Below are 23,976 nucleotides of genomic sequence, written 5' to 3'. Positions count from 1 at the left end.
CCTGTTGCTACTGCGGCGTCGGCTGCGGCGTGCTGATCGGAACTGAAGAGGGGCAGATCAGCTCCGTGCGCGGCGATCCCGAACACCCGGCGAATCGTGGTCGCCTGTGCACCAAAGGAGCGACGCTTCATCTCGCTGCCGGGACAGGCGGGCGCCTGCTCTATCCGGAAAGGCGGCCGCAGCGCGCTCGTCCGTGCGCGCGGGTGACGTGGGACGAGGCGCTCGACGAAGCCGCCGAACGCTTTGCCGAAACGATTCGCGCGCATGGCCCGGATGCCGTGGCCTTTTACGTCTCCGGGCAGTTGATGACCGAGGACTACTACGTCTTCAACAAGCTGGCCAAGGGACTGATCGGTACCAACAACATCGATACGAATTCCCGGCTGTGCATGTCGTCGGCGGTTGCCGCTTACAAGCAGACGCTGGGCGCCGATGCGCCGCCGGGCGCGTATGCCGACATCGACGAGGCGGGCGTGATCCTGATCGCTGGAGCGAACCCGGCGCTTGCCCACCCGATCGTCTTTCGCCGTATCGAGGATGCCAAAGCGGCCAATCCGGACCTGAGAATCGTCGTGGTCGACCCGCGTCGCTCGGAAACCGCCGAAATCGCCGACCTCCACCTGGCGATCAAGCCGGGTAGCGACATCGCGCTCTTCAACGGCATGCTCAACGTCCTGCTCGCCGAGGAAATGATTGACCGCGCGTATGTCGACGCCCACACGACGGGTTTTGCCGCGCTTGCGCAAGTGGTGACGCGCTATCCGCCGGCGGTCGCGGCCGAGCTCTGTGCGGTTCCGGTGGACGATATCGTGCAGGCCGCCCGTTGGTTCGGCAGCAACGGTCCAGCGCTGTCGCTCTATTGCCAGGGCCTCAACCAATCCGCGCATGGCACGCACAACAACGCCGGGATCATCCATCTGCATCTGGCGACCGGGCAGATCGGCCGGCCTGGCGCCGGCCCGTTTTCGCTGACCGGACAACCCAACGCGATGGGCGGACGCGAGGTCGGCGGCCTGGCCAATCTGCTGCCGGCGCACCGCGATCTGGCCAACCCGGCGCACCGCGCCGAGGTCGCGCGCTTCTGGGGCGTTCCGTATGTCTCGGGTGCGCCCGGAAAACCGGCCATCGAACTCTTCCGGAGCCTGAAAACGGGGCAGATCAAGGCCATCTGGATTGCTTGCACCAATCCCGCGCAGTCGCTGCCCAACCAGGCTGCGGTGCGCGACGCCTTGCGCGCAGCCGATTACGTCGTCCTGCAGGAAGCCTGGGCGAATACCGACACCGCCGAATTCGCCGACCTGTTGCTGCCGGCCAGCGCCTGGGGCGAGAAACACGGGACGGTGACCAACTCCGAACGCTGCATCAGCCGCGTGCTGCCCGCGCTCGTCCCGCCGGGTGAAGCACGTCACGACTGGCAGATCGTCGTCGACTTCGCGCGCCGGCTGGGCCGCCAGCTCGAGTACGCGGCAGCCGACCGGCTTTTTCCCTACGACGACGCGGAGGCGATCTTCAACGAACACCGGGCGACGACGCGCGGCCGGGATCTCGACATCAGCGGCCTGAGCTATGCGCTGCTCGAACGCGACGGTCCGCAGCAGTGGCCGTACCCGGCTGGCGCCGCGGCGGGCAAAGCGCGACTCTACGATGACGGACGCTTTCCGACCGCCGACGGCCGCGCGCACTTCCTGACCATCGAGCATCAGCCGACGGCCGATCAGCGCACGCCGGAAGCGCCGATCAGCCTGCTCTCCGGACGTCTGCGCGACCACTGGCACGGCATGAGCCGCACTGGAACCGTTGCGCGCCTGTTCAATCTGGAGGACGAACCCCTGCTCGGCATGCACGCCTGCGACATGCGTCAGCGCCAGCTTGTCGCGGGCGATATCGCACGAGTGAGCAACGGTCGCGGCGAAATCACCGTGCGCGTCGCCGAACGCCCGGGGCTGCAGCGCGGCCGGGCGTGGCTGCCGATGCACTGGGGCAACCGGTTCATGAACTCGCCCGGCGCCAACGCGCTGGCCAGCGACGCCACCGACCCCTATTCGATGCAGCCGGAACTCAAGCACGCAGCGGTGCAGGTCAGCAAGCTGGAGCTGCCCTACCCATTGGCGATCGTCCGCCGTTGTGGGAGTCGCGACGAGGCTCTGGCACTGATCCAGACCGGCAGGTCGGCGTTGAGCGAGTTTCCCCATGCCAGCATTGCGCTTTACGGTCGTGCCAGTCCGCTGGTCGTCTTCCGCGCGGCGTGTCGACATGCCGTCGACGCCACTCGGCTCGCCGCGCTCGATCGGCTGTTCGCTCTGGCGGGCGACGAGGGAGAGATCGTTTATCAGGATGCCCGGCGAGGCATCGCCAAGAAGGCCATCGCCGTCGACGGACGCTTGTTCGGCGTGCGTCTGGCCGGTGAAACGTCGGCACTCGGCTGGCTGAAGCAGGCAATGGCGGAAGACGAACTCGACGCTCGCCTGATTCACCTGGCGCTTGCCCCGGGCGCGAGCGCACCGGTCGTCATCGCCGCGCGCAGGATCGTCTGCAAATGCGCCGATGTCAGCGATGCACAGATTCTCCAGGCACTCGCCGGCGGCGCCAGTCTGGGTGAACTGCAGGAAACGCTGAAGTGTGGCACCTACTGCGGTGCCTGCCTGCCGGAACTGAAAAGAACGGTGGCCGAACAGCGCGCGGTGGCCGCCGAACAGCCCGTCGCTTCAATGGCTGCCGAACGCTAGCCGACGCGCGCAGCGCTTGCGGCCTTCGGTGAGCCGCTTGCTTTCCGGCCATCCGAGCCAATCGATGTTGCACCGCAACAGGGCGTCGCGCTCGACACTGGTGCGTCCAGTTCTCCTGTCTGGGCCAAAAACCCACAATAAAGCAGCAATATCGGTCCTTGGCACGGTTCTCGCTCATCAGCGTAAGCCAGAGCGCTTCGACGTGCACAGAAGGCCTCCGCCGGGCGCCAGCAATCTCGGGCGCCGTCGCGCGTGCGGCGCGCCCGACATGGACACGACTTTGGAGCTGGAAATGAGCAAACCCCGCCTCGTCGTCATCGGCAATGGTATGGCCGGTGTCCGCACGATCGAAGAACTGCTGAAAATCAGGCCGGACCATTACCGCATTACGATCTTCGGTGCGGAACCGCATCCGAATTACAACCGCATTCTCTTGTCTCCGGTTCTCGCCGGCGAGATGAGTACGCAGGAGATCGTGCTCAACGAGCTGGATTGGTACCGCGACAACGGCATCGAACTGCACACTGGCCGACAGATCGTCACCATCGACCGGGTCGCGCGCAAGGTCATTGCCGACGACGGCTTCGCGGCCGAGTACGATCGACTGCTCATCGCCACCGGCTCGACGCCCTTCATGCTGCCGGTTCCCGGCAACGACCTGCCGGGCGTCGTCGGCTACCGCGATCTCAAGGATACCGACGAGATGATCGACGCCGCGCGCCGTTACTCGCACGCGGTGGTCATCGGTGGCGGGCTGCTCGGCCTGGAAGCCGCCAATGGCTTGAAGCTGCGCGGCATGGACGTGACCGTCGTCCACCTCGGCGCGTGGCTGCTCGAACGCCAACTCGACGAGCGCGCCGGACGGATGCTGCAGAAATCGCTGGAAGAGCGCGGGCTGAAATTCCTCCTCGAAAAGCAGACCGAGGCACTGATCAAGGGCGAGAGCGGCCGCGTTGCGGCGATCCGCCTGCAGGACGGTGTGCAGCTCGCCGCCGATCTGGTCGTGATGGCGGCCGGAATTCGCCCGAACTACGCCTTGGCGGAAGCCGCCGGCATCTACTGCAAGCGCGGCATCGTGGTCAACGACACGATGCAGACGTATGACCCGAAGGTCTATGCGGTTGGTGAGTGCGTCAGCCACCGCGGCATTGCCTACGGTCTGGTCGCGCCGCTCTTCGAACAGGCCAAGGTGGCCGCCAACCATTTGGCCGACTACGGAATTGCCCGCTACACCGGCTCGGTCACCTCGACCAAGCTCAAGGTCACCGGCATCGACCTCTTCTCGGCCGGCGAGTACATGGGTGGCCAGGACGCCGAGGAGATCGTTCTCAACGATCCGGCGGGCGGCGTCTACAAGAAGCTGGTCATTCGTGACGACAAGTTGATCGGCAGCGTGCTCTACGGCGACACGGCCGATGGCCCGTGGTACTTCCAGTTGCTCAAGGACAGGCGCGACATCCACGACATTCGCGACTCGCTGATCTTTGGTCAGTCGCTGGTCGGCGATGTCGGTCACGCGGGCAACAGCCGGGCTGCCGGCCTCGCAGAGAGCGCCGAGGTGTGCGGCTGCAACGGTGTATCCAAGGGCACGATCATCAAGGGAATCAAGGAAAATGGCCTGTTTACGCTGGATGAGGTGAAGCGGCACACGAAAGCGGCATCGTCCTGCGGCTCGTGTGCCGGCCTGGTCGAGCAGATCCTGGCGTCGACCATCGGCGGCGCCTACACGCCAGCAAGCTCCGACACGAAGCCCGTCTGCGCCTGTACCGAGCTGCCGCACAAGCTGGTGCGCGAGACCATCCGCGATCAGCACCTGACCAGCAAGGAAGCCGTTTTCGCCTTCATGGAGTGGAAGACGCCGGACGGGTGCGAGAAATGCCGCCCGGCAGTCAACTACTATCTGATCTCGACCTGGCCCGACGAGGCAAGGGACGATCCGCAATCGCGTTTCATCAACGAACGTGCGCACGCCAACATCCAGAAAGACGGCACCTTCTCGGTCGTCCCGCGCATGTGGGGCGGCCTGACGACGCCCGCCGAACTGCGCGCGATTGCCGACGCAGCCGAGAAGTACCAGGTTCCGACCGTCAAGCTCACCGGCGGCCAGCGCATCGATCTCTTGGGCATTCGGAAGGAGGATCTGCCGCGCATCTGGGCCGACCTCAACGCTGCCGGAATGGTCTCGGGACACGCCTACGGCAAATCGATCCGCACCGTGAAGACCTGCGTTGGTGCCGAGCACTGTCGCTTCGGCACGCAGATGGCGATGGACATGGGGATCAAGCTGGAGCGGATGCTGTTCGACATGTATGCACCGCACAAGGTCAAGCTGGCCGTTTCCGGCTGCCCGCGCAACTGCGCTGAAGCGGGTATCAAGGATGTCGGCGTGATCGGCGTCGATTCGGGCTACGAGCTCTATGTCGGTGGCAACGGAGGAATCAAGACCGAGGTCGCCCAGTTTCTGTGCAAAGTGAAGCACGACGAGGAGGTGATGGCGTACTCGGGTGCTTTCCTGCAGCTCTATCGGGAAGAAGGCTGGTACCTCGAACGCACCTGCCACTTTCTCGCGCGCGTCGGCCTCGACTACGTCAAGCGCCGGGTCGTCGCCGACGACCCGGGTCGGCAAGCGCTGCACGCGCGCTTGCTCGACTCGCTGAAAAACGCCCGTGACCCCTGGCAGACGAGCCGCACCGGCGATGCCGTCAGGCAGTTCGTCCCGCTCCGCGTCGAGGCCTGAGTTCACGGCAACGAGGAGATGAAGAAATGAGCAACTGGAAACGGATCTGCCAACTGGACGAAATTCCCCGCCTGGGGTCGCGCGTCGTGCAAGGGACCAAGAGCGGCGACATTGCCCTGTTCCGTACCGCGGCAGATCAGGTCTTTGCCCTGCACGACAAGTGTCCGCACAAGAGCGGTCCGCTCTCGCAGGGAATCGTGCACGGCGAGCGGGTGAGCTGCCCGCTGCACGGCTGGAACATCCGCCTCGACGACGGCCAGGCCGTCGCACCGGATGTCGGGTCGTGCCGCAGCTTTGCGGTAAGCGTCAGGGACGGCGAGGTCTTTCTCGCCGTCTGAGGAGAGGAGCGGCGGTGCCCCAGTCGGACAGCCGCCGTACAGCGACCGTCATCGCGGTCATCAACGAAGGAACACAAGCAGTGGACAAGAAATCATTCCTGCGCGCCGGCCACCTGCCAACCCTGCTGGCGGCTTTCCTCTACTTCGACCTCGCCTTCATGGTCTGGGTCCTGCTCGGTCCACTTGGCGTCGGCATCGCCCGCGATCTCGGCCTGTCGCACGCCGAGAAGGGGCTGATGGTAGCCACGCCGGTGCTTGCCGGCGCGCTCCTGCGCATCGTCATGGGCATTCTGGTCGACCGCCTGTCGCCGAAAAAAGCGGCGATCATCGGCCAGCTTGTCGTCATCGTCGCGATGGCCTACGCTTGGCAGATTGGCATTCACTCCTACCGGGAAGTCCTGCTTCTCGGTCTTTTCCTGGGGGTGGCTGGCGCCTCGTTTGCCGCCGCGCTGCCACTCGCCTCGCGCTGGTATCCGGCCGAGCATCAGGGAACGGCGATGGGCATCGCCGGAGCAGGCAACTCGGGCACAGCGCTGGCCGCGCTCTTTGCTCCCGGTCTGGCAGCCGCTTTCGGCTGGGTCAATGTCTTCGGGATCGTGCTCGTGCCGCTCGTCCTCGTCCTCGTCGCCTTCCTCTTCATGGCCAAGGATGCGCCCGACGCGCCGCCACCGAAGACGCTGGCCGAATACCTGAAAGTCCTCAAGGACAAGGACGCCTGGTGGTTCATGTTCTTCTATTCGGTGACTTTCGGCGGCTTCGTCGGTCTCGCTTCGTCGCTGGTCATCTACTTCAATACGCAGTACGGCCTCGATCCGAAGACGGCCGGCTTCTTTACCGCCGGTTGTGTCTTCGCCGGTTCGCTCGTGCGGCCGATCGGCGGTTACGTCGCCGATCGCGTTGGCGGCGTAAAGTCGCTCAGCGTGATGTACATCCTCGCCGCAATCTTTCTCGCCGTGGTCAGCGTTGGTCTGCCCGCCGCCTGGATGGCGCTGGTCGTCTTCGTCTGCGCAATGCTGGCGCTCGGCATGGGCAACGGCGCCGTCTTCCAGTTGGTGCCGCAGCGCTTCAAGAAGGAAATCGGCGTCATGACCGGGCTGGTCGGCATGGCCGGCGGCGTCGGCGGCTTCTATCTGGCGTCCAGCCTGGGCTATTCGAAGCAACTCACCGGCAGCTATCAACTCGGTTTCATGATCTTCGCCGCGCTCGCCATCCTGGCGTTTTTCGGGCTGACCAGCGTCAAGACGCGCTGGCGGACAACCTGGGGGGCGAGCTATCTGACGACAGCGAAGATCTGACGTAGAGTGCGGGCAAACCAGCATTGGGCGGTGCAGCCGAGCGGCTGCCCTGCCCGTTTCATCAGGGAACGCCATGCCAATGCAAGTTGCTGTCGGCCATTCGTCGCTCACCGGACGGCGCGCGCGCAATGAGGATTTCTGTGGCGTGGCGACGCCGACCGGCGCCGAACTGGCAAACAAGGGGGTGATCGCCGCGGTCGCCGACGGCATCGGCGGTCACCGCGGCGGCCGTGAAGCCGCCGAATACACGGTGCGCGGCCTGCTCTCCGACTACTTCGCGACGCCCGATACGTGGAGCGTCGCGCGCGCCATCGAGACGGTGAGCAGCGCGCTCAACCGCTGGGTCATCGCCGAGGCCAACCGCAACGCCGAGCTCAGCGGAATGGCGACGACACTCTCGGCGCTGGTCCTGCGCGGCCGGCGCTTCCACCTGGCGCATATCGGCGACAGCCGCATCTACCGCCTGCAGGCCGGCCGTTTGCACGCCTTGACCACCGACCACGTCTGGGAGCATCCCGAGCTTGCGCATGTGCTGTCGCGCGCGATCGGTCTCGATGCGCGCGTCCTGATCGATTTTGCCGACGGCGAACTGGCGCTCAACGACCGTTTTCTGCTCGTCACCGACGGCGTCTGGGGCGTTCTTCCGGATGCGCTGATCACCGAGGTGCTGCTTGCTCACCCCGAGCCGCAAGCCGCTGCTGCCGCCCTGAGCAGCCTGGCGCTGGCCCAGGGCGGGCACGACAACGCGACGGCATTGGTCATCGATATCCTGGCACTGCCGTCGGCAACGCTACGCGACAGCCTGGAGAGCGACGGGGGTTTGCCGCTGCCGCACCGGATGAAGGTCGGCCACGAAATCGACGGCCTGCGCGTCGAAGAAATCCTCCACGACTCGCGCCAGACGCTGCTCTATCGCGTGCGTGCGGCCGACAGCGGCGAGCAGTGCGTCCTCAAGACGCTGCAGCCGGGAATGGGCGGCGACGCCGAGGCGTCTGCCGCACTGCTCATGGAGGAGTGGCGCGCCCGGCGCGTTGTTTCGCCTTTCTTTCCGCAGGTGATCCCCGCCGAGCAACGCAGCGCCCTTTACTATCTGACGACCTGGCATCCGGGAGCAACGCTGGCCGCCCGGCTCGCCTGCGGGCAGCACTTCCCGGCCACCGAGGTCGTCCGTCTCGGCATCTCGCTCCTCAAGGGAATCGGCCTGCTGCACCGGCTCGACATCGTCCATCGCGACATCAAGCCCGACAATCTCCATCTCGGTGACGACGGTGCGCTGCGCATTCTCGACCTTGGCGTCGCTATCAGCCTCGCCGAAAACGAAGGCGGGCAAACCATCGGCCGCGCCGGCACGCCCTCGTACATGGCGCCCGAGCTGTTCGCCGGCGCCGCGCCTGCAGCGGGTTTCGACCTTTACGCTGCCGGCGTCAGCCTTTACCAACTGCTGACGCGCAAGTATCCGTATGGAGAGATCGAAGCCTTCCAGACGCCGCGCTTCACCGCGGCCGTGCACCCGACGCGCTGGCGTCCGGACACCCCGGGCTGGCTGGAGAACATTCTGCTCAAGGCGGTGGCGCGGGACGCCGCCGACCGTTTCGCGACCGCCGAGGAGTTTCGTCTGGCACTCGAACGCGGTGCAACGCGGCCAATCGCTCCTCCTGCCCGACTGGCGCTGGCGCAGCGCAATCCGCTGCTCACCTGGAAAGTGCTTGCCGCAGCGTCGCTCTTGCTCAACCTCGTCCTGCTCGTCATCGTCTCGCGTTAGCTGCACCGGCGCTGTTCAGTGGCAAGGCAGGCGCCGAGTTTTTTTCTGGGGCTTGTAAGCAATTGATCGGCGAGTGCGTCTAAGCAGTGTCGGAGGTCTCGCCGCTCGCTGCGGACTTCGGCGTCTTCCACCCCACACTACGAGGAGAAACTCATGTCGAACAAAATGTCTGGTGTTGCCATCGCGACCGCTGCCGCCGCCCTTTTTGCCGCCGGAACGCTGGTCGTACCGAGCGTTAGCGCAGCCGAGAGCGCGGCCGTTCACTGTGCCGGGATCAACGCCTGCAAGGGCCAGTCGGAATGCAAGACGGCTAAGAGCGAGTGCAAGGGAATGAATGCGTGTAAGGGCCAGGGCTGGGTCAACAAGGGCAGCGCCAAGGAATGTACTGACGCCGGTGGCAAGGTCGTCAAGTAAGTCGTCAAGCAAGATCAGCAGGTCAAGCTAGTGTGAGTCGGCACGCCATGGTCGCCCGGCGAGAACTTCGGGCGACCATCGTGTGCGCACGGAATTTGGCGAGGAGTTTGTCTTGAGCGAAGCGATTGCCGGGTTCGGTCTCGGCCTGCGCACCGATCATTATGGCGATTTCATCGCCGCCAGGCAGCCGGTCGACTGGCTGGAGATCATCTCCGAGAACTATATGGTGGCGGGCGGCAAGCCGCTCCATTTCGTCGAGCAGATTCGGCGCGATTATCCGATGGTGATGCATGGTGTCTCGCTGTCGATCGGCAGCCTCGACGCGCTCGATCCGGCCTATCTGGGACAGCTCAAGGCGCTGGTCGAGCGGCTGGAACCGGCCTGGGTATCCGATCACTTGTGCTGGACCGGGGTTGCCGGGGTGAACCTGCACGACCTGCTGCCCCTGCCGTACACGGCGGAGGCGCTGCGGCACCTGACGGCACGCGTCGATCAGGTGCAGGAATTTCTTCGCCGCCGGCTCGTCCTGGAAAATGTTTCGAGCTACGTTTCGTTCACTGCCGACGAGATGAGCGAATGGGAGTTCATCGGCCAACTGGTCGCGCGCACGGATTGCCAACTACTGCTCGACATCAACAATGTCTATGTGAGCAGCATCAATCACGGTTTCGACGCACGCACGTTCATCGATGCGATACCGCCGGCAGCCGTACGTCAGATCCACCTGGCCGGGCACGAAACGCACCCTGACATCCTGATCGATACACACGATCAGCCGGTATGCCAGGCGGTCTGGGATCTCTATGCCTACGCGCTCAGACGGATCGGAGCGGTGCCGACGATGATCGAGCGTGACGACAACATTCCGCCGCTCGCGCTGCTGATCGGTGAGCTGGCGTGTGCGCGCGAGCTTGCCGAGCGCAGTCTGGGGCAAAGGGAGCTGGCGCGATGAATTCGCTCGCGACGATCGAAAACGGCTTGCAGGCGGCCATTCTGGTCGACGCTTCGGCGTCTGACCTGCTCGCTGGTGCGGCGCAACGATCCGCGCGCGGCCTGGATGTCTATCGTGCGGCCTACCGCGCCCGTCTGACGGCCGCTTTGCGCGACAACTTTCCGGTTCTGTTGCGTGCGCTTGGCGACGATGCCTTTGCCGCGCTGGCGAGCGCCTACATCGACGCGCATCCTTCGCGCCAGCGCTCTATCCGCTGGTTTGGCGATTCGCTCGTCGACGACCTGAGCCGCACCAGCGAGCCATTGCCGCATCCGGCTCTGGTCGACCTGGCGCGCATGGACTGGGCGATGCGGGCGGCTTTCGACGCCGCCGATGCGCCGTGCCTGACGCGTCACGAACTCATCGCACTGGCACCGGAGGAGTGGCCCAACCGGCGCTACCGGTTGGTGCCGTCGCTGCAGATGGTCGATCTCGAATGGCGCGTCGAACCCGTCTGGCATGCGCTCAACAACGATCCGGGGGTGGCCACCGAGGCGCCGCAGCGCTTGGCGCACACGCTGCTCGTCTGGCGCCGCAAGCTCGACTGTTTATGGCGATCGGCGGATAATCGGGAAGGCGCTGCCTTGCGTGCCTTGGCCGATGGTGCCACGTTTGCCGAATGCTGTTCGCTGCTCGCCGAGGACGGCGATGCGGCGGCTGTGCACAGCGTCGTCGCTGTTCTCGGGCAGTGGCTGGACGAGGGTCTGCTGGCGCGCGATTGAACGCAAAGGAAAGGAATCGGGTCGTGTCGGAAGAAGTACTGCGCAGCATCTGTAGCGCCTGCGGCGCAAGCTTCGTGTGTGGCGCTGCCGCTGGTCTGGTGTCGTGCTGGTGCATGCAGCGACCGCCATTGGCGCTTGCCCCGCTGCCCGGCGGCAGTTGTTACTGCCCGGACTGCCTGACCGAGAAGTCTAGTCGGGAGAACGACGACGCCGCTCGTTCAGCATGAGGATGGCGTCACGGTTGCTCCACGAAAAACACTTGTCTGCAGCCTCGCGCTGCGCCAGCCAGCGGTAAGCGCGGTGCTCGGCGAGCGCCAGCCGGATGGGCTGGACGGCCGGCAACTCGAGCGAGAACACGTGTTCGATGTTGTGCGTCACGCCCGGCGCATAGCGCTGTCGCCACTCGGCGAAGATTTCGTAGGTGTTGGTGAACTGCCAATCGAGCAGAGCCGCCGGATCGGCATCGATGCCGGTTTCCTCGGCGATTTCACGCTGTGCCGTCTGGAGCAAGGTTTCGCCGGCTTCCTGGCTGCCGGTGACCGATTGCCAATATCCGGCGTGTGCCGCGCGCTCGAGCAGCAGCACCTGCAGGTCTGGCGTGTGAATCACGACGAGTACCGAAACTGGCCGTTTGTACGTCGTCACGTCAGCGTCGGAAGCGTCGCCAGCCCGTTCGTGCGCAGATCGTAAAAGATCCACATCGGGAAGTCATGCTCGCGCCATTCTTCGATTGCCGCGGTGAACACCTGGTTCAGGGTGTGGAATCGATCAGGGTTCTCGCGTTGCAGCGCTTCCGCGTGCGCAATGATCAGCACATAGCCCGCTGCTTCGCACCACGAGAAGTCGGTCAGGCAGTCCTTCAAGGCGTCGAAGTTCTTGCCATACCATTCCGGAAAATCAAGGTCGCGCCCGAGCCCGCTGAGGATAGCATCGATTTGCGTCAAGTCGGCGAAACTGACTTCGAAGCAGACCATGCCGGCGGCTTCGGCGGCATGGCGTACCGCTGTGCGGCCACTTTCGGGAAGGTGGAAGATGCCGGTTTGTGTGGCGTCTTCGAGCAGTTCTTGCAGCCTGGTGTGTGTCATGGGCGTTCGCGAATGCGTCGGAAGCTGCGGTAGTGGTCATCGGTGTAGTAGTACTCGCCGCGTGCGATCTGGCCGGCAACGATCCGGCGCGCGCCACGATCGCGTCGGCCCGGCGTAGTCACCGTGTACTCGCGGTAATAGCCCCGCGCCTGTAGTGGCAGGCGTCGCTCGAAGTTCCCGAAAACGCTGCCATCCTTGCGCGGGTAAGGAAACGGGCCACCCTGTTCGATCAGGCGCAAGGTGGCCTGTGCCTCGGGCGGCAGGTCGGTGTAGAGAACGCTTGGCAGCGCGTCCGCGCCGCGTGCGTACGCCGGCGAAGCGAGGGCGAACAGGCCGAGAAAAGCGGCGAGCACGATCGAGCGACAGAAGGCGGCGACTTCCAGCATGGCGATTCAGCTCCGGCCGACGTCGACTTGCGTTTCGATCTTCTGGCGCAGGCGAATATGCAGCTCGCGTAACTGCTTCTCGTCTACCGCGCTCGGCGCATCGGTCAACAGGCACTGCGCGCGTTGCGTCTTCGGGAAGGCGATCACGTCGCGGATCGACTCGGCGCCGGCCATCATCGTGACGATCCGGTCAAGCCCGAAGGCCAGGCCACCGTGTGGCGGAGCGCCGTACTTGAGGGCGTCGAGCAGGAATCCGAATTTGCTGCGCGCCTCTTCGTCGCCGATGCCGAGTGCCTTGAAAACGCTCTCCTGGACGCTTGAACGATGGATGCGGACGGAGCCGCCGCCCAGTTCGCTGCCGTTCAAGGCGAGGTCGTAGGCCTTGGCCAGGCACTTGCCAGGATCGCTGTCGAGCAACTCCAGGTGTTCGTCCTTCGGACTGGTGAAAGGGTGGTGGCAGGCATTCCAGCGCTTCTCGTCTTCGTCGTATTCGAACATCGGGAAATCGACGATCCATACCGGTTCCCAGGCCTGCCCATTGAGGAAAGCTTTCTCGTGACCGATCTTGACGCGCAGAGCGCCGAGGGCGTCGTTGACCACCTTACGTTTGTCCGCACCGAAAAAGATAAGGTCACCCGATTGCGCGCCGGTGCGCTCGAGTATCGCCTGCAGTGCTGCCGCATGCAGATTCTTGACGATCGGCGACTGCAGGCTCTGCTCGTTCACTTGTCCGACATCGTTGACCTTGATGTAGGCCAGGCCGCGCGCACCGTAGATGCCGACGAATTGCGTATAGGCGTCGATCTCGCTGCGTGTCAGGCTGGCTCCGCCCGGAACCCGCAGCGCGGCGACCCGCCCGCCCGCGCTGTTGGCCACGTTGGCGAATACCTTGAACGCGACATCGCGCAAAACATCGGTCACCTCAACCAGTTCGAGCGTCACGCGCAGGTCGGGCTTGTCCGAACCGTAACGCGCCATTGCCTCGTCATAGCTCAGGCGCGGGAACGGATTCGGCAACTGGACATCGATCACCTCGGCGAAGACCGAGCGGATCAGTTCCTCCATCAGCCCGATGATCTCGCTTTCGTGCATGAACGAGGTCTCGATGTCCACCTGGGTAAACTCGGGCTGCCGGTCGGCGCGCAGGTCTTCGTCGCGAAAACACTTGGTAATCTGATAGTAGCGGTCAAAGCCGGCGATCATCAGTAACTGCTTGAAGAGCTGCGGCGACTGCGGCAGGGCAAAGAAATACCCGGGATGCACCCGCGACGGAACCAGGTAATCGCGCGCACCTTCCGGCGTGCTCTTCGTCAACATCGGCGTTTCGATGTCGATGAAGCCGGCCTCGTCGAGAAAGCGGCGGAAAGCGCGTGCCGTGCGGTAGCGCAACTGCAGATTGCGCTGCATCTGCAGTCGGCGCAGGTCGAGCACCCGGTGCAGCAGGCGCGTGTTTTCCGCCAGATTGTCCTCGTCGAGCTGGAAAGGCGGGGTCAGCGAGGGATTGAGCACCTCGATCTCGTGGCAGAGAATTTCCACCTCGCCGCTCGCGATGTTGCGGTTCACCGTGCCGTCCGGGCGGGCGCGCACCTGGCCGACGACCTTCAGGCAGAACTCGCTGCGCACGACTTCGGCTGTCCTGAACATCTGCGGCCGGTCTGGGTCGCAGACGATTTGAGCCAGACCTTCCCGGTCGCGCAAGTCAATGAAGATGACACCACCGTGGTCGCGCCGCCGGTGAGCCCAGCCGCAAAGCGTGATCTGTTGGCCGATCAGACGGCCGTTCACTTGTCCGCAATAATGAGTGCGCATACCTGTGTCCGCGGTAATAGGGTCAGGCGACGGAACTCCGTCGGCCGGGGCGATCGCTGGCCGGTGCCGGCGGAGGGGCGACGACGCCCATCGAAATGACGTACTTGAGCGCCGTATCGACGCTCATGTCGAGTTCAATCACGTCCGCCTTGGCGATCATCAGGAAGAAACCCGACGTCGGGTTGGGGGTCGTCGGCACGTAGACGCTGACGAAGTCGCCGTCGAGGTGTTGCAGGACATCGCGGCCTGGCTTGCCGGTGAGAAAGGCGATCGTCCACGCGCCGCGCCGCGGATACTCGATTAGCAGCGCCTTGCGAAACGCGTTGCCGGACGACGAGAAGAGCGTATCCGAAACCTGCTTGACGCTGGTGTAGATCGAATTGACGACGGGGATTCTGGCGAGCAGCCGCTCCCACCAGATGACCAGGCGCTGCCCGATGAAATTCGTCGCGAGCAGACCGGTAAGCACGATGATCAGCAGGGTGAGCACAGCACCGACCCCCGGCAGGTCGAAGCCGAGCAGATTGCGCGGGTGGATGGCTGCCGGCAGCAGGTGCAGCGACTGGTCCATCGTGCCGACGATCAGCACGAGCACCCAGGCGGTGATCGCCAGGGGAACCCAGATCAGCAGCCCGGTAAGAAAGTAGCGCTTGATCAACTGGCCGTGCACGTACCGCTTTCGGCTGCGCCGACGCTTTCAGCGGCGGGTGTGTCGACCTTTTCCGGTTTTTCGGTGACGGCCGCCGGTGGTTTGTTGCCACCCTTGAAATCGGTGACGTACCAGCCGCTGCCCTTCAACTGGAAGCCGGCCGCAGTCACCTGCTTGTTGTAGGTGGCCTGAACGCAATGCGGGCAGATGCGCAATTCCGGGTCGTTGAGCTTTTGCAGGTGATCCTTCTCGAAGCCGCAGGCAGAGCAGCGGTATGCATAAATCGGCATGGGCAACCCTCAGACATCACGGAGAATGAGCGAATTATACGTCAAGCGCGCGTCGGTCAGGCGCGGCGGTCCCCGGCGACCCGCGTCGACGGCTGCTAGAGCAAGCCGATGTAGGCGCGCGTCAGCGGCTTGCCCCAGAACAGGGCGACGATCCCGGCGGCAGCCAGATAAGGGCCGAACGGAATCGGCACGTTCCGTCCGCGTTTGGCCAGCACGATCAAGCTTACGCCGACCACTGCGCCAAGCAGCGACGACAGGAGGATAGTCAGGGGCAGAACCTGCCAGCCGAGCCACGCGCCGAGCGCCGCCAGCAGCTTGAAGTCGCCGTAGCCCATCCCTTCCTTGCCGGTCGTCAGTTTGAAGGCCCAATACACCAGCCAGAGCGAGAGATAACCGGTGATGGCCCCGATCACCGCCGACTGCAGGTCGGTGAAGCTGGCAAAGATGTTGAAGATCAGCCCGGCCCAGAGTAGCGGCAGGGTGATCAGATCGGGCAGCACCTGTTTGTCGAGGTCGATGCAGGTCAGCGCGAGCAGGCACCAGATGAGCAGCATGGCGCCGGCTGTCGTCCAGGCGAAGCCAAAGTGCAGCGCCGTGTAGGCGCAAGCGAGTCCGCTGCCCGCTTCGACCAGAGGATAGCGGGCCGATATCGGTGCGGCACAGGCCGCGCAGCGGCCGCGCAAGACCAGCCAGCTGAGCAAGGGAACATTTTCCAGGATGCTGATCGCGTGCCCGCAGGCCGGGCAGCGCGAACGTGGTCTGGCGAGCGAGATCGCTTCCCCCGGCGGTGGTGCCTCGCCCCGCAGTTCGGCGCAATGCAATTGCCACTCACGTTCCATCATGCGTGGCAGGCGGTAGATTACGACGTTGAGAAAACTTCCGACGACAATCCCGAAAAAGCCGCAGAAGAGAATGAACAGCCCCGGGTAGGCGTCGATGGTCGCAAGCACCTCCATTATCCGCCGACGACCGCCCCCAGCTTGAAAATCGGCAGATACATGGCGATCACCATGCCGCCGATGAGCACACCGAGGACGACCATGATCATCGGTTCCATCAGGCTGGAGAGCGCTGCCACCGCATCGTCCACCTCGGCCTCGAAGAAATCAGCCACTTTCCCGAGCATCGAATCGAGCGCGCCGGATTCCTCGCCGATGGCGACCATCTGTGTCACCATGTTAGGGAAGAGGGCGGTATTCTGCATCGACGAGGTCAGGCTGGTTCCGGTATTGACCTCGCTCTGAATCTGCTTGCTGGCGGCCTTATAGACGTAGTTTCCGGCCGCCCCGCCGACCGACTCGAGCGACTCGACGAGCGGTACGCCGGCGGCGAACATGGTCGCCAATGTCCGTGTCCAGCGGGCGATCACGGCTTTTCGGATGATGTCGCCAAATACCGGCAAGCGCAGGAACAGGCGGTCGAAGGCGATCTGCATTGCCTCCGACCTTTTCCAGGTATAGATGAAGCCATAGATCGCTCCGACGATACCGATGGCCAGGACCCACCCATACTCAACGACGAAATCCGACATGCCAATCACAACCATCGTCGGGGTCGGCAAGTCGGCGCCGAAGCTCTTGAAAACCTCCTTGAAGGCGGGGATGACCAAAGTCATGATCACCGCGGTGATGACGAAGGCGACGATGATGATCGACACCGGATAAAACAGCGCTCCCTTGATCTTGGCCTTGATCCCGAGCATCTTTTCCTTGTAGGTGGCGAGCCGGTCGAGCAGCGTCTCGAGGATGCCGGCCTGTTCGCCAGCGGCGACCAGGTTGCAGTACAAGGGGTCGAAATGCAGGGGATACTTGCGGAACGCCTGGGAGAGCGAACTACCCGTCTCAACATCCGCCTTGATGTCGAGCAACAACTTGCCGACCGCTGGGTTCTCGTGGCCGCGGCCGACGATTTCGAAGGTCTGCAGCAAAGGGACACCGGCCTTCATCATCGTCGCCAACTGTCGCGTAAACAGCGTGATGTCCTTCTCGGAGATTTTGTTTCCACCGCGGAAGCGCTGCTTCGAGATCTTGTTGACCAGGATGCCCTGACGTCTTAGCGTCGCCTGCACGACGGTTTCGCTGGTGGCCCGTTGTTCGCCGCGCACGATCTTGCCGGCCTTGTTCTTCCCTTCCCAAAGAAAAACAAACTGCTTGACCTCGGGCGGGTTCTTGCTGGTGGGTTTTGCTGCGGTCGCCATTGTTCCCTCTTCTTCAAGCGTTGGTGCTGCCGAGAACCTCGTCGAGCGAGGTGAGCCCCTGCATGACCTTGAGCAGTCCGGAGCGACGCAGGTCGTTGACGCCTTCCTTCCTCGCCTGGATGGCGATGTCCAGTTCGGTTCCGTTGGCCATGATAATCCGCTGGATGGCCTCAGTCACCGGCATCACCTCGTAGAGCCCGACACGTCCCTTGTAGCCGCTACCCTTGCAGCGCTCGCACTCGCCCGGGCCATAGAGAACCCAGCTTCCGTCGAGATCAGCCTCGGTAAAACCGGCATTGAGCAGCGTCTGTACCGGGGCTTCGATCGGCTTGCGGCAGGTGCACAGACGACGAACCAGCCTTTGTGCCGTGATCAGGAGGATGCTCGAGGCGAGGTTGAACGTCGGTATCCCCATGTTCATCAGGCGGGTGAGGGTCGCTGGTGCATCGTTCGTGTGCAGCGTTGACAGAACCAGGTGGCCGGTCTGTGCCGCCTTGATCGCTATTTCGGCCGTTTCGATGTCGCGAATCTCGCCGACCATGATGATGTCCGGGTCCTGGCGAAGAAACGCCTTGAGCGCGATCGGAAAGGTCAGGCCAGCCCGGTCGTCGACGTTCACCTGGTTGATTCCCGGCAGCGGAATTTCGGCTGGGTCTTCCGCCGTGGCAATGTTCACTCCCGGTTGGTTGAGTATGTTCAGGCAGGTATAGAGCGAGACGGTCTTTCCCGATCCGGTGGGTCCGGTCACCAGGATCATTCCGTAGGGCCGGTGGATGGCGTCGAGCAACGTCGCCTTCTGGGCGGGTTCGTAGCCCAGCGCGTCGATGCCCAGGGTCGCGCTGCCCGGGTCGAGAATCCGCAGGACGATCTTCTCGCCGTACATCGTCGGCAAGGTACTGACGCGAAAGTCGATCGACCTGCTCTTAGAAAGCACCAGGCGCATCCGGCCATCCTGTGGAACCCGCTTCTCGGCGATGTTCAGGCGCGAGATGACCTTGATGCGCGAGGCAATCTTGTCCTTGATGACGAGCGGTGGCGAGGCGACCTCACGCAGGATTCCGTCGCTGCGGAAACGGATCCGGTAGCTCTTCTCGTAAGGTTCGAAGTGGATGTCCGACGCACCCTCGTTAATCGCATCGAGTAGCATCTTCTGGATGAAGCGAACCACTGGCGCGTCGTCAACCTCCATGCTGGAGGCTTCGTCGGTCTTGTCCTGGCTCTGTTCGTCGGTGAACTCGAGATTGATGTCGTCGTTGCTCAGGCTCTTGAGCGTTTCCTCGACCGACTCCGAGAGCTTGGCGACGAGCGGCGACAGCTTGTTGTCTTCGACGACGACCGGATCGACCGCCAGTCCGGTCTGAAAGCGAACCTCATCGAGCGCGCGCAGGTTGGTCGGATCGGCGATCGCGATTGCCAGACGGTTGCCGCGCTTGTGCAGCGGTACGACGCGGTGCGAAGCGATCAGCTTGCGGTCGATGGCGTTGCGCTGGATCAGGGCGTCGTCGAAGGCGGCCAGATCGAGTAGCGGATAGCCGAACTTGTCGGCGGCAAAGCGGGCGACCTCGAGGAAGGTGGCCTTCTTGGCGAGGACGATCTGTTCGATCAGCGATGTTCTTGTCGCGGCTGCCTGCGCAAGCATGGCCTCGGCCTCGGCTTCCTTGAGCCGTTCCGCCTGAACGAGCGCGCGAGCGAGGCCGCTGAGCGGCACTGATTGTGGGTTGGCTGCCATTTCTCGAAAAAGGGGACCGCGCAAGACGCTGAAAACGATCGGTTCCCGGCTGCGCTGAACTTGCCGGGCCGATGATGCATGGCTTGCGCGGGTTTGTAAAGCAGCGTCGTTGGCGGAACAACGCTGGCAGCCGTCTGGCGCCTCCTAGTGAAGCTCGCCAGCCGCAGCGGCTTACTTGAGCGCAGCGTCCACGACGACCAATGCGGTCATATCAACCACTCGACGAACGCTGGAGGTCGGCGCCAGGACATGCACCGGGCGGGCGGCGCCGAGCAGGATCGGGCCGACCGACATGCCGTCGCCGCCGGTCATCTTGAGCAGGTTGTACGAGATGTTGGCCGCATCCAGATTGGGCATCACCAGGACGTTCGCCTCGCCAGTGAGCGGCGACTCGGGATCGGACTGTTGGCGAATGGTTTCGCTGAGCGCGCTTTCGCCGTGCATTTCGCCGTCGACTTCGAGATCCGGTGCTTGTGCGCGAATGATCGCGACCGCCTCGGCGACGCGGCGGGCTGTCGCGCTTTGCGACGAGCCAAAGTTCGAATGCGAGAGCATCGCCAGCTTCGGCCTGATCTTGAAACGGCGCACCGCAGCGGCCGCCATGATGGCAATTTCGGCCAACTGCGCGGCATCCGGTTCTTCATTGACGTGCGTGTCGCAGAGGAAGAGCGCGCGACCGGGCAGGAGGACGTGCGTCATCGCCGCCATGATGCTGCGCCCGGGCGCTTTGCCGATGATTTCGTCGACTTGCCGCAAGTGATGGGCAAAGCGCCCATTCAGACCACAGATCATGCCGTCTGCGTAGCCCAGGCGGAGCAGCACGGCGCCGATGATCGTATTGTCATTGCGCAGGCGCATCTTTGCGATGTCGATCGTCACCCCTTGTCGCTTGCGCAACTGGTGATACGCGGTCCAGCATTCCTTGTAGCGCGCATCGCTGTTTGGATCGACCACTTCGAGGTGCGAACCGACACGCAGCTTCGAGCCGATCCGTTGCAGCCGCGCTGCAATGACATCCGGCCGGCCGATCAGGATCGGGCGGGTCAAGCCCTCGTCGAGAATCGTCTGCGCGGCGCGCAGCGTCCGCTCGTCTTCGCCGTCAGGGTAAACGATGCGCGTCTTGCGGCCGCGCTTGGCGGCCGAAAAGACGGCGCGCATGCCGACTCCGGTGCGGTAGACGAAATCGCGCAGCTTATCGCGGTAGGCGGCCAGGTTGGTGATCGGTCGCGTGGCCACGCCCGAGGCCATCGCTGCCTGCGCCACGGCCGGCGCAATCGTCGTGATCAGGCGCGGATCGAAGGGCTTCGGGATCAGGTATTCGGGCCCGAACGACAGCTCCTGCCCGGGATAGGCCATGGCCACTTCGTCGCTGACTTCTTCCTTCGCCATTGCAGCCAGCGCCAGGACGCAGGCCATTTTCATCTGCTCATTGATGCTCGTCGCGCCGACGTCGAGCGCACCGCGGAAGATGAACGGGAAACAGAGCACATTGTTGACCTGGTTGGCGTAGTCCGAACGACCGGTAGCCATGATGACGTCAGGGCGCACCTCGCGCGCCTGTTCGGGCATGATTTCGGGCGTTGGATTGGCCAGTGCGAAGACGATCGGCTGACTGGCCATCGTCAGCAGGATCTGTGGATCAAGAATCCCGGCCGTCGACAGCCCGAGAAAGACGTCTGCGCCGGCGAGCGCATCGGCCAGCGTGCGGGCGTCGGTGTCGCGCGCATAGGCTGCCTTGGTCGGCTCCATGTCTAGCTCGCGCCCGAGGTAGACGACGCCTTTCGAGTCACAGACGGTGATGTTCTCGCGTCGAACGCCGAGGGCGCACCACAGATTGAGGCAGGAGATGGCGGCTGCCCCGGCGCCCGAGCAGACGACCTTGACTTCATCCATCTTCTTGCCAACGATCTCGAGTGCATTCAGGATCGCTGCAGCCGAGATGATCGCTGTGCCGTGCTGATCGTCATGGAAGACCGGGATCGACATCCGCTCCTTCAGTCTTGCCTCGATGTAGAAGCATTCTGGCGCCTTGATGTCTTCCAGGTTGATCCCGCCGAGTGTCGGCTCCATCGCCGCAATCATGTCGATCAGGCGGTCGGGGTCGCTTTCCGCCAGTTCGATATCGAACACGTCGATCCCGGCAAACTTCTTGAACAGACAGCCCTTGCCTTCCATCACCGGCTTCGCGGCCAGCGGACCGATGTTGCCGAGGCCGAGGACGGCCGTACCGTTGGTGATCACGCCGACCAGATTGGCTCGTGAACTGTAGAGGCTGGCCGCAGCCGGATCGTCGGCAATGGCGTGGCAGGCATAGGCGACACCCGGGGAATAGGCGAGCGCAAGGTCTATCTGATTGCTCAAACCTTTCGTCGGCTGAACCGAGATCTTGCCCGGCGTCGGATGACGGTGGTATTCGAGTGCGGCGTCGCGCAGATCGGCCTGGTGCGCAGGTTTTTCCATTTTTCCTCCTGGTGCGATGTTCGAGGCGTTTGAGAGGTCGCCACTTTAGCCGACTGGATGCATTTTCGCCAAACAGAATCGCCAGAAATGTGCATGAAGCGCGCGTTGGCCGGCGCATTTTCCGCAAGAATCTGTCGTCAGTGCAGCAAGCGTGCGTCAGCGCGTGGCGCGCAGCCGCCACGGCGAGGCCTGATCGGGCCGCACGACGGCGATAAGCACTCCTTTCGTCGGCGGGGTAAAATGCTCGGCGCACGCGCGACCGTCCATGCCAGAGGGCGAATCCTGCGGCTGCGGCGTGCTTTCGACACGAATGGGAGATGATGAATGGGCCAGACCGCCACCAGTAACCTACGCACTGTCGCGCTCGTCGGGCACGGCGCAGCGGGCAAGACGACGCTTGCCGAGAGCCTGCTCGCCGCTGCCGGCGCCATCAACAGCCGCGGGACGATCGAAAAGGGCAATACCGTCTGCGATTTCGATGCGCAGGAAAAGGAGTTCGGCCACTCGCTGAACTCCGCGCTGGTAGGCTTCAACTGGCAAGGCGTGCAGGTTCACCTGATCGACACTCCCGGCTTTCCCGATTTTGCCGGGCAGGCAATCGGTGCGCTGGCGGCGGTGGACACGGCACTGGTCGTGATCAATGCACAAAACGGGATTGAACTGTCGAGTGAGCGCATGATGCGGCTGGCGGCGGCGCGCGGCGTCTGTCGAATGATCGTGATCAACAAGATCGACGCCGAGAACGTCAATCTTCCCGCACTGGTGGCGACGATTCGGGAACGCTTCGGGCGCGAATGCATGCTCCTTGACTTGCCCGCCAAGCACGCCAGCGAGGTCGTCGAACTGCTTGGCCACGATGATGGCGAGAGCGATTTCGAGTCAGTTGCCGCGGCGCACCGCGCACTGATCGATCAGATCGTCGAGGAGGACGAGGACCTGCTGGCCAAGTATCTCGAGGACGGCGTCGATCCGAGTCCCGAAGACCTGCACCTGCCTTTCGAGCGTGCCTTGCGCGCCGGACACCTGGTGCCGATTCTTTTTGTCTCGGCAAAGACCGGCGCCGGCATTCCGCAGTTGCTCGATGTCATCGCCAGGCTGGCGCCCAACCCGAGCGAAGGGAACCCGCCGCCCTTCTATCGCGGCGAGCCGGGCGGAGCGGCAGTCGCTTTCCAGTCCGAACCAGACGCGAACAAGCACGTCCTGGCGCACGTTTTCAAGGTCGTCAGCGACCCCTTCATCGGCAAGGTGGGAATCTTCCGGGTGCATCAGGGAACGATTCGCAAGGATTCGCAGCTCTTCGTCGGCGACGGCAAGCGGCCGTTCAAGGTTGGGCACGCCTATCGCGTGCAGGGCAAGGAGTATATCGAGGTCGAGGCACTGGTTCCGGGTGACCTCGGCGCGATTGCCAAGGTCGAGGAAATCGAGTTCGACTGTGTGCTGCACGATTCGCACGAGGAGGATCATATCCATCTGCAGCCGCTCGATTTTCCGCAGCCGATGCAGGGTCTTGCCGTGCAGGCGCGCAAGAAGTCCGACGAGCAGCGGCTGGTCGAAATCCTGCGCAAGCTCGAAGTCGAAGACCCGTGCTTCAGGATCGAACGGCATGCGGCAACCAACGAAACGGTGATCCGTGGCATTGGTGAAATGCACCTGCGCGCCAAGTTGGGTCGTCTGGCGCAGCAGTACAAGCTGGAGCTCGATACCAAGCCGCCGCAGATTGCCTATCGCGAAGCGATCACCGGAGCTGCCGAAGGGCACTGCCGGCATAAGAAACAGAGTGGCGGCGCCGGGCAGTTCGGCGAGGTCATGCTGCGCGTCGAAGCGCTCGAACGCGGCGCCGGTTTTGAATTCGTCGACATCGTCAAGGGCGGGGTCATTCCTGGCGTCTTCATGGCGGCAGTCGAAAAGGGCGTGCGGCAGGCGCTGGCTGACGGGGTGGTCGCCGGCTTCCCAGTCGAGGATCTGCGCGTCACCGTGTACGACGGCAAGTCACACCCGGTCGACGGCAAGGACATCGCCTTCTTTACCGCGGCCAAGAAAGCGACCGCCGAAGCCATACGGGCGGCCAAGCCGATCATCCTCGAACCGATCGTCGACATCGAGATCCTGGCTCCGGACGCCTTGACCGGTGATGTGACCGGAGACCTGTCGAGCAAACGCGGACACCTGACCGGCACGCAGCCGCGTGGCCCCGGGGTCATGGCAATCACCGGCCAAGTGCCGCTGGCTGAACTCGAGGGCTACCAGTCGCGTCTGAAGTCGCTGACCGGCGGACAAGGCTCGTACAGCATCGCTTTCTCACACTACGCGCAGGTTCCGCCGGCAACGCAGCAGCAGCTCGCGGCGCAGCACAAGGTGGTCGAGGAAGAATAGCGACATCCGGCAG

20 protein-coding genes are annotated in these 23,976 nt (G+C 63.7%); 10 read left to right on the top strand and 10 right to left on the bottom strand.

Going from position 1 to position 23,976, the window contains the following annotated elements:
* The 9 genes from Q1L59_RS08175 to Q1L59_RS08135 form a co-directional block, all read left to right on the top strand.
* Positions 1–2,726 (top strand): nitrate reductase (locus Q1L59_RS08175; protein ID WP_300330668.1); only part of this gene is annotated, 2,726 nt, incomplete at its 5' end.
* A 292-nt stretch (positions 2,727–3,018) separates the two neighbouring features.
* Positions 3,019–5,463 carry a nitrite reductase large subunit NirB gene (gene nirB, locus Q1L59_RS08170; RefSeq protein ID WP_300330665.1) on the top strand — a complete coding sequence of 815 codons (2,445 nt, stop codon included), beginning with the start codon at positions 3,019–3,021 and terminating at the stop codon, positions 5,461–5,463.
* A 26-nt stretch (positions 5,464–5,489) separates the two neighbouring features.
* On the top strand, positions 5,490–5,801 hold the full coding sequence (gene nirD, locus Q1L59_RS08165; RefSeq protein WP_300330663.1) for a nitrite reductase small subunit NirD: 312 nt from the start codon (positions 5,490–5,492) through the stop codon (positions 5,799–5,801).
* A gap of 80 nt (positions 5,802–5,881) precedes the next feature.
* Positions 5,882–7,096, top strand: a complete 1,215-nt coding sequence (locus Q1L59_RS08160) for a nitrate/nitrite transporter (RefSeq protein WP_300330660.1) — start codon at positions 5,882–5,884, stop codon at positions 7,094–7,096.
* 73 nt (positions 7,097–7,169) lie between these two features.
* Positions 7,170–8,858 (top strand): bifunctional protein-serine/threonine kinase/phosphatase, encoded by a 1,689-nt coding sequence (locus Q1L59_RS08155; RefSeq protein ID WP_300330658.1) that lies wholly within the window; start codon positions 7,170–7,172, stop codon positions 8,856–8,858.
* A gap of 153 nt (positions 8,859–9,011) precedes the next feature.
* Positions 9,012–9,272, top strand: coding sequence for a hypothetical protein (locus tag Q1L59_RS08150; RefSeq protein WP_300330655.1), 261 nt, complete (start codon positions 9,012–9,014; stop codon positions 9,270–9,272).
* Positions 9,273–9,384: 112 nt separating this feature from the next.
* A complete protein-coding gene (locus tag Q1L59_RS08145) occupies positions 9,385–10,224 on the top strand; it encodes a DUF692 domain-containing protein (protein WP_300330653.1) in 840 nt (279 codons plus the stop codon).
* Positions 10,221–10,985 (top strand): DNA-binding domain-containing protein, encoded by a 765-nt coding sequence (locus Q1L59_RS08140; protein ID WP_300330650.1) that lies wholly within the window; start codon positions 10,221–10,223, stop codon positions 10,983–10,985. Before Q1L59_RS08145 ends, Q1L59_RS08140 begins: the two co-directional genes overlap by 4 nt.
* Positions 10,883–11,212 carry a cysteine-rich CWC family protein gene (locus Q1L59_RS08135; RefSeq protein WP_300330647.1) on the top strand — a complete coding sequence of 110 codons (330 nt, stop codon included), beginning with the start codon at positions 10,883–10,885 and terminating at the stop codon, positions 11,210–11,212. The genes Q1L59_RS08140 and Q1L59_RS08135 overlap by 103 nt, the downstream gene beginning before the upstream one ends.
* Here the strand turns inward: Q1L59_RS08135 and nudB are convergent.
* The 10 genes from nudB to Q1L59_RS08085 form a co-directional block, all read right to left on the bottom strand.
* Positions 11,175–11,630, bottom strand: a complete 456-nt coding sequence (nudB, locus tag Q1L59_RS08130; protein WP_300330644.1) for a dihydroneopterin triphosphate diphosphatase — start codon at positions 11,628–11,630, stop codon at positions 11,175–11,177. The two genes, Q1L59_RS08135 and nudB, sit on opposite strands and share 38 nt — an antisense overlap.
* Positions 11,627–12,070, bottom strand: coding sequence for a barstar family protein (locus Q1L59_RS08125; protein ID WP_300330641.1), 444 nt, complete (start codon positions 12,068–12,070; stop codon positions 11,627–11,629). The genes nudB and Q1L59_RS08125 overlap by 4 nt, the downstream gene beginning before the upstream one ends.
* Positions 12,067–12,456: a ribonuclease domain-containing protein gene (locus Q1L59_RS08120; protein ID WP_300330638.1), complete on the bottom strand. Its 390-nt coding sequence runs from the start codon at positions 12,454–12,456 to the stop codon at positions 12,067–12,069. Before Q1L59_RS08120 ends, Q1L59_RS08125 begins: the two co-directional genes overlap by 4 nt.
* 6 nt (positions 12,457–12,462) lie before the next feature.
* Complete coding sequence (gene aspS / locus Q1L59_RS08115; protein ID WP_300330635.1) at positions 12,463–14,265, bottom strand: aspartate--tRNA ligase; 1,803 nt, start codon at positions 14,263–14,265, stop codon at positions 12,463–12,465.
* A gap of 22 nt (positions 14,266–14,287) precedes the next feature.
* Positions 14,288–14,935, bottom strand: a complete 648-nt coding sequence (locus Q1L59_RS08110) for a DUF502 domain-containing protein (protein ID WP_300330632.1) — start codon at positions 14,933–14,935, stop codon at positions 14,288–14,290.
* Positions 14,920–15,204, bottom strand: coding sequence for an FmdB family zinc ribbon protein (locus Q1L59_RS08105; protein ID WP_300330630.1), 285 nt, complete (start codon positions 15,202–15,204; stop codon positions 14,920–14,922). Before Q1L59_RS08105 ends, Q1L59_RS08110 begins: the two co-directional genes overlap by 16 nt.
* Positions 15,205–15,299: 95 nt before the next feature.
* Positions 15,300–16,154: an A24 family peptidase gene (locus tag Q1L59_RS08100; RefSeq protein ID WP_300330627.1), complete on the bottom strand. Its 855-nt coding sequence runs from the start codon at positions 16,152–16,154 to the stop codon at positions 15,300–15,302.
* A gap of 5 nt (positions 16,155–16,159) precedes the next feature.
* Positions 16,160–17,401: a type II secretion system F family protein gene (locus Q1L59_RS08095; protein ID WP_300330624.1), complete on the bottom strand. Its 1,242-nt coding sequence runs from the start codon at positions 17,399–17,401 to the stop codon at positions 16,160–16,162.
* Positions 17,402–17,414: 13 nt separating this feature from the next.
* Positions 17,415–19,130, bottom strand: a complete 1,716-nt coding sequence (gene pilB / locus Q1L59_RS08090) for a type IV-A pilus assembly ATPase PilB (protein WP_300330622.1) — start codon at positions 19,128–19,130, stop codon at positions 17,415–17,417.
* 171 nt (positions 19,131–19,301) lie between these two features.
* Positions 19,302–21,590, bottom strand: a complete 2,289-nt coding sequence (locus tag Q1L59_RS08085; protein ID WP_300330619.1) for an NADP-dependent malic enzyme — start codon at positions 21,588–21,590, stop codon at positions 19,302–19,304.
* Positions 21,591–21,914: 324 nt separating this feature from the next.
* Between Q1L59_RS08085 and fusA the strand changes: the two genes are divergently transcribed.
* Complete coding sequence (gene fusA, locus Q1L59_RS08080) at positions 21,915–23,963, top strand: elongation factor G (protein ID WP_300330616.1); 2,049 nt, start codon at positions 21,915–21,917, stop codon at positions 23,961–23,963.
* Positions 23,964–23,976 lie beyond the last annotated feature (13 nt).

Origin of the sequence: Accumulibacter sp. (assembly GCF_029255125.1) — a bacterium.
Taxonomy (GTDB): domain Bacteria; phylum Pseudomonadota; class Gammaproteobacteria; order Burkholderiales; family Rhodocyclaceae; genus Accumulibacter.
Note: the sequence above shows the minus strand (reverse complement) of the source record. Positions and strands in the feature narration are given on the sequence as shown.

What these genes read in the sequence shown, in the direction of transcription:
- Q1L59_RS08140 (WP_300330650.1), top strand. Translation starts at nt 10,221, where the DNA reads ATGAATTCGCTCGCGACGATCGAAAACGGCTTGCAGGCGGCCATTCTG.
- Q1L59_RS08155 (WP_300330658.1), top strand. Translation starts at nt 7,170, where the DNA reads ATGCCAATGCAAGTTGCTGTCGGCCATTCGTCGCTCACCGGACGGCGC.
- Q1L59_RS08095 (WP_300330624.1), bottom strand. Translation starts at nt 17,401, where the DNA reads ATGGCGACCGCAGCAAAACCCACCAGCAAGAACCCGCCCGAGGTCAAG.
- Q1L59_RS08105 (WP_300330630.1), bottom strand. Translation starts at nt 15,204, where the DNA reads ATGCCGATTTATGCATACCGCTGCTCTGCCTGCGGCTTCGAGAAGGAT.
- fusA (WP_300330616.1), top strand. Translation starts at nt 21,915, where the DNA reads ATGGGCCAGACCGCCACCAGTAACCTACGCACTGTCGCGCTCGTCGGG.
- pilB (WP_300330622.1), bottom strand. Translation starts at nt 19,130, where the DNA reads ATGGCAGCCAACCCACAATCAGTGCCGCTCAGCGGCCTCGCTCGCGCG.
- Q1L59_RS08150 (WP_300330655.1), top strand. Translation starts at nt 9,012, where the DNA reads ATGTCGAACAAAATGTCTGGTGTTGCCATCGCGACCGCTGCCGCCGCC.
- Q1L59_RS08125 (WP_300330641.1), bottom strand. Translation starts at nt 12,070, where the DNA reads ATGACACACACCAGGCTGCAAGAACTGCTCGAAGACGCCACACAAACC.
- Q1L59_RS08085 (WP_300330619.1), bottom strand. Translation starts at nt 21,590, where the DNA reads ATGGAAAAACCTGCGCACCAGGCCGATCTGCGCGACGCCGCACTCGAA.
- Q1L59_RS08120 (WP_300330638.1), bottom strand. Translation starts at nt 12,456, where the DNA reads ATGCTGGAAGTCGCCGCCTTCTGTCGCTCGATCGTGCTCGCCGCTTTT.
- Q1L59_RS08135 (WP_300330647.1), top strand. Translation starts at nt 10,883, where the DNA reads ATGCTGTTCGCTGCTCGCCGAGGACGGCGATGCGGCGGCTGTGCACAG.
- aspS (WP_300330635.1), bottom strand. Translation starts at nt 14,265, where the DNA reads ATGCGCACTCATTATTGCGGACAAGTGAACGGCCGTCTGATCGGCCAA.
- nirB (WP_300330665.1), top strand. Translation starts at nt 3,019, where the DNA reads ATGAGCAAACCCCGCCTCGTCGTCATCGGCAATGGTATGGCCGGTGTC.
- nirD (WP_300330663.1), top strand. Translation starts at nt 5,490, where the DNA reads ATGAGCAACTGGAAACGGATCTGCCAACTGGACGAAATTCCCCGCCTG.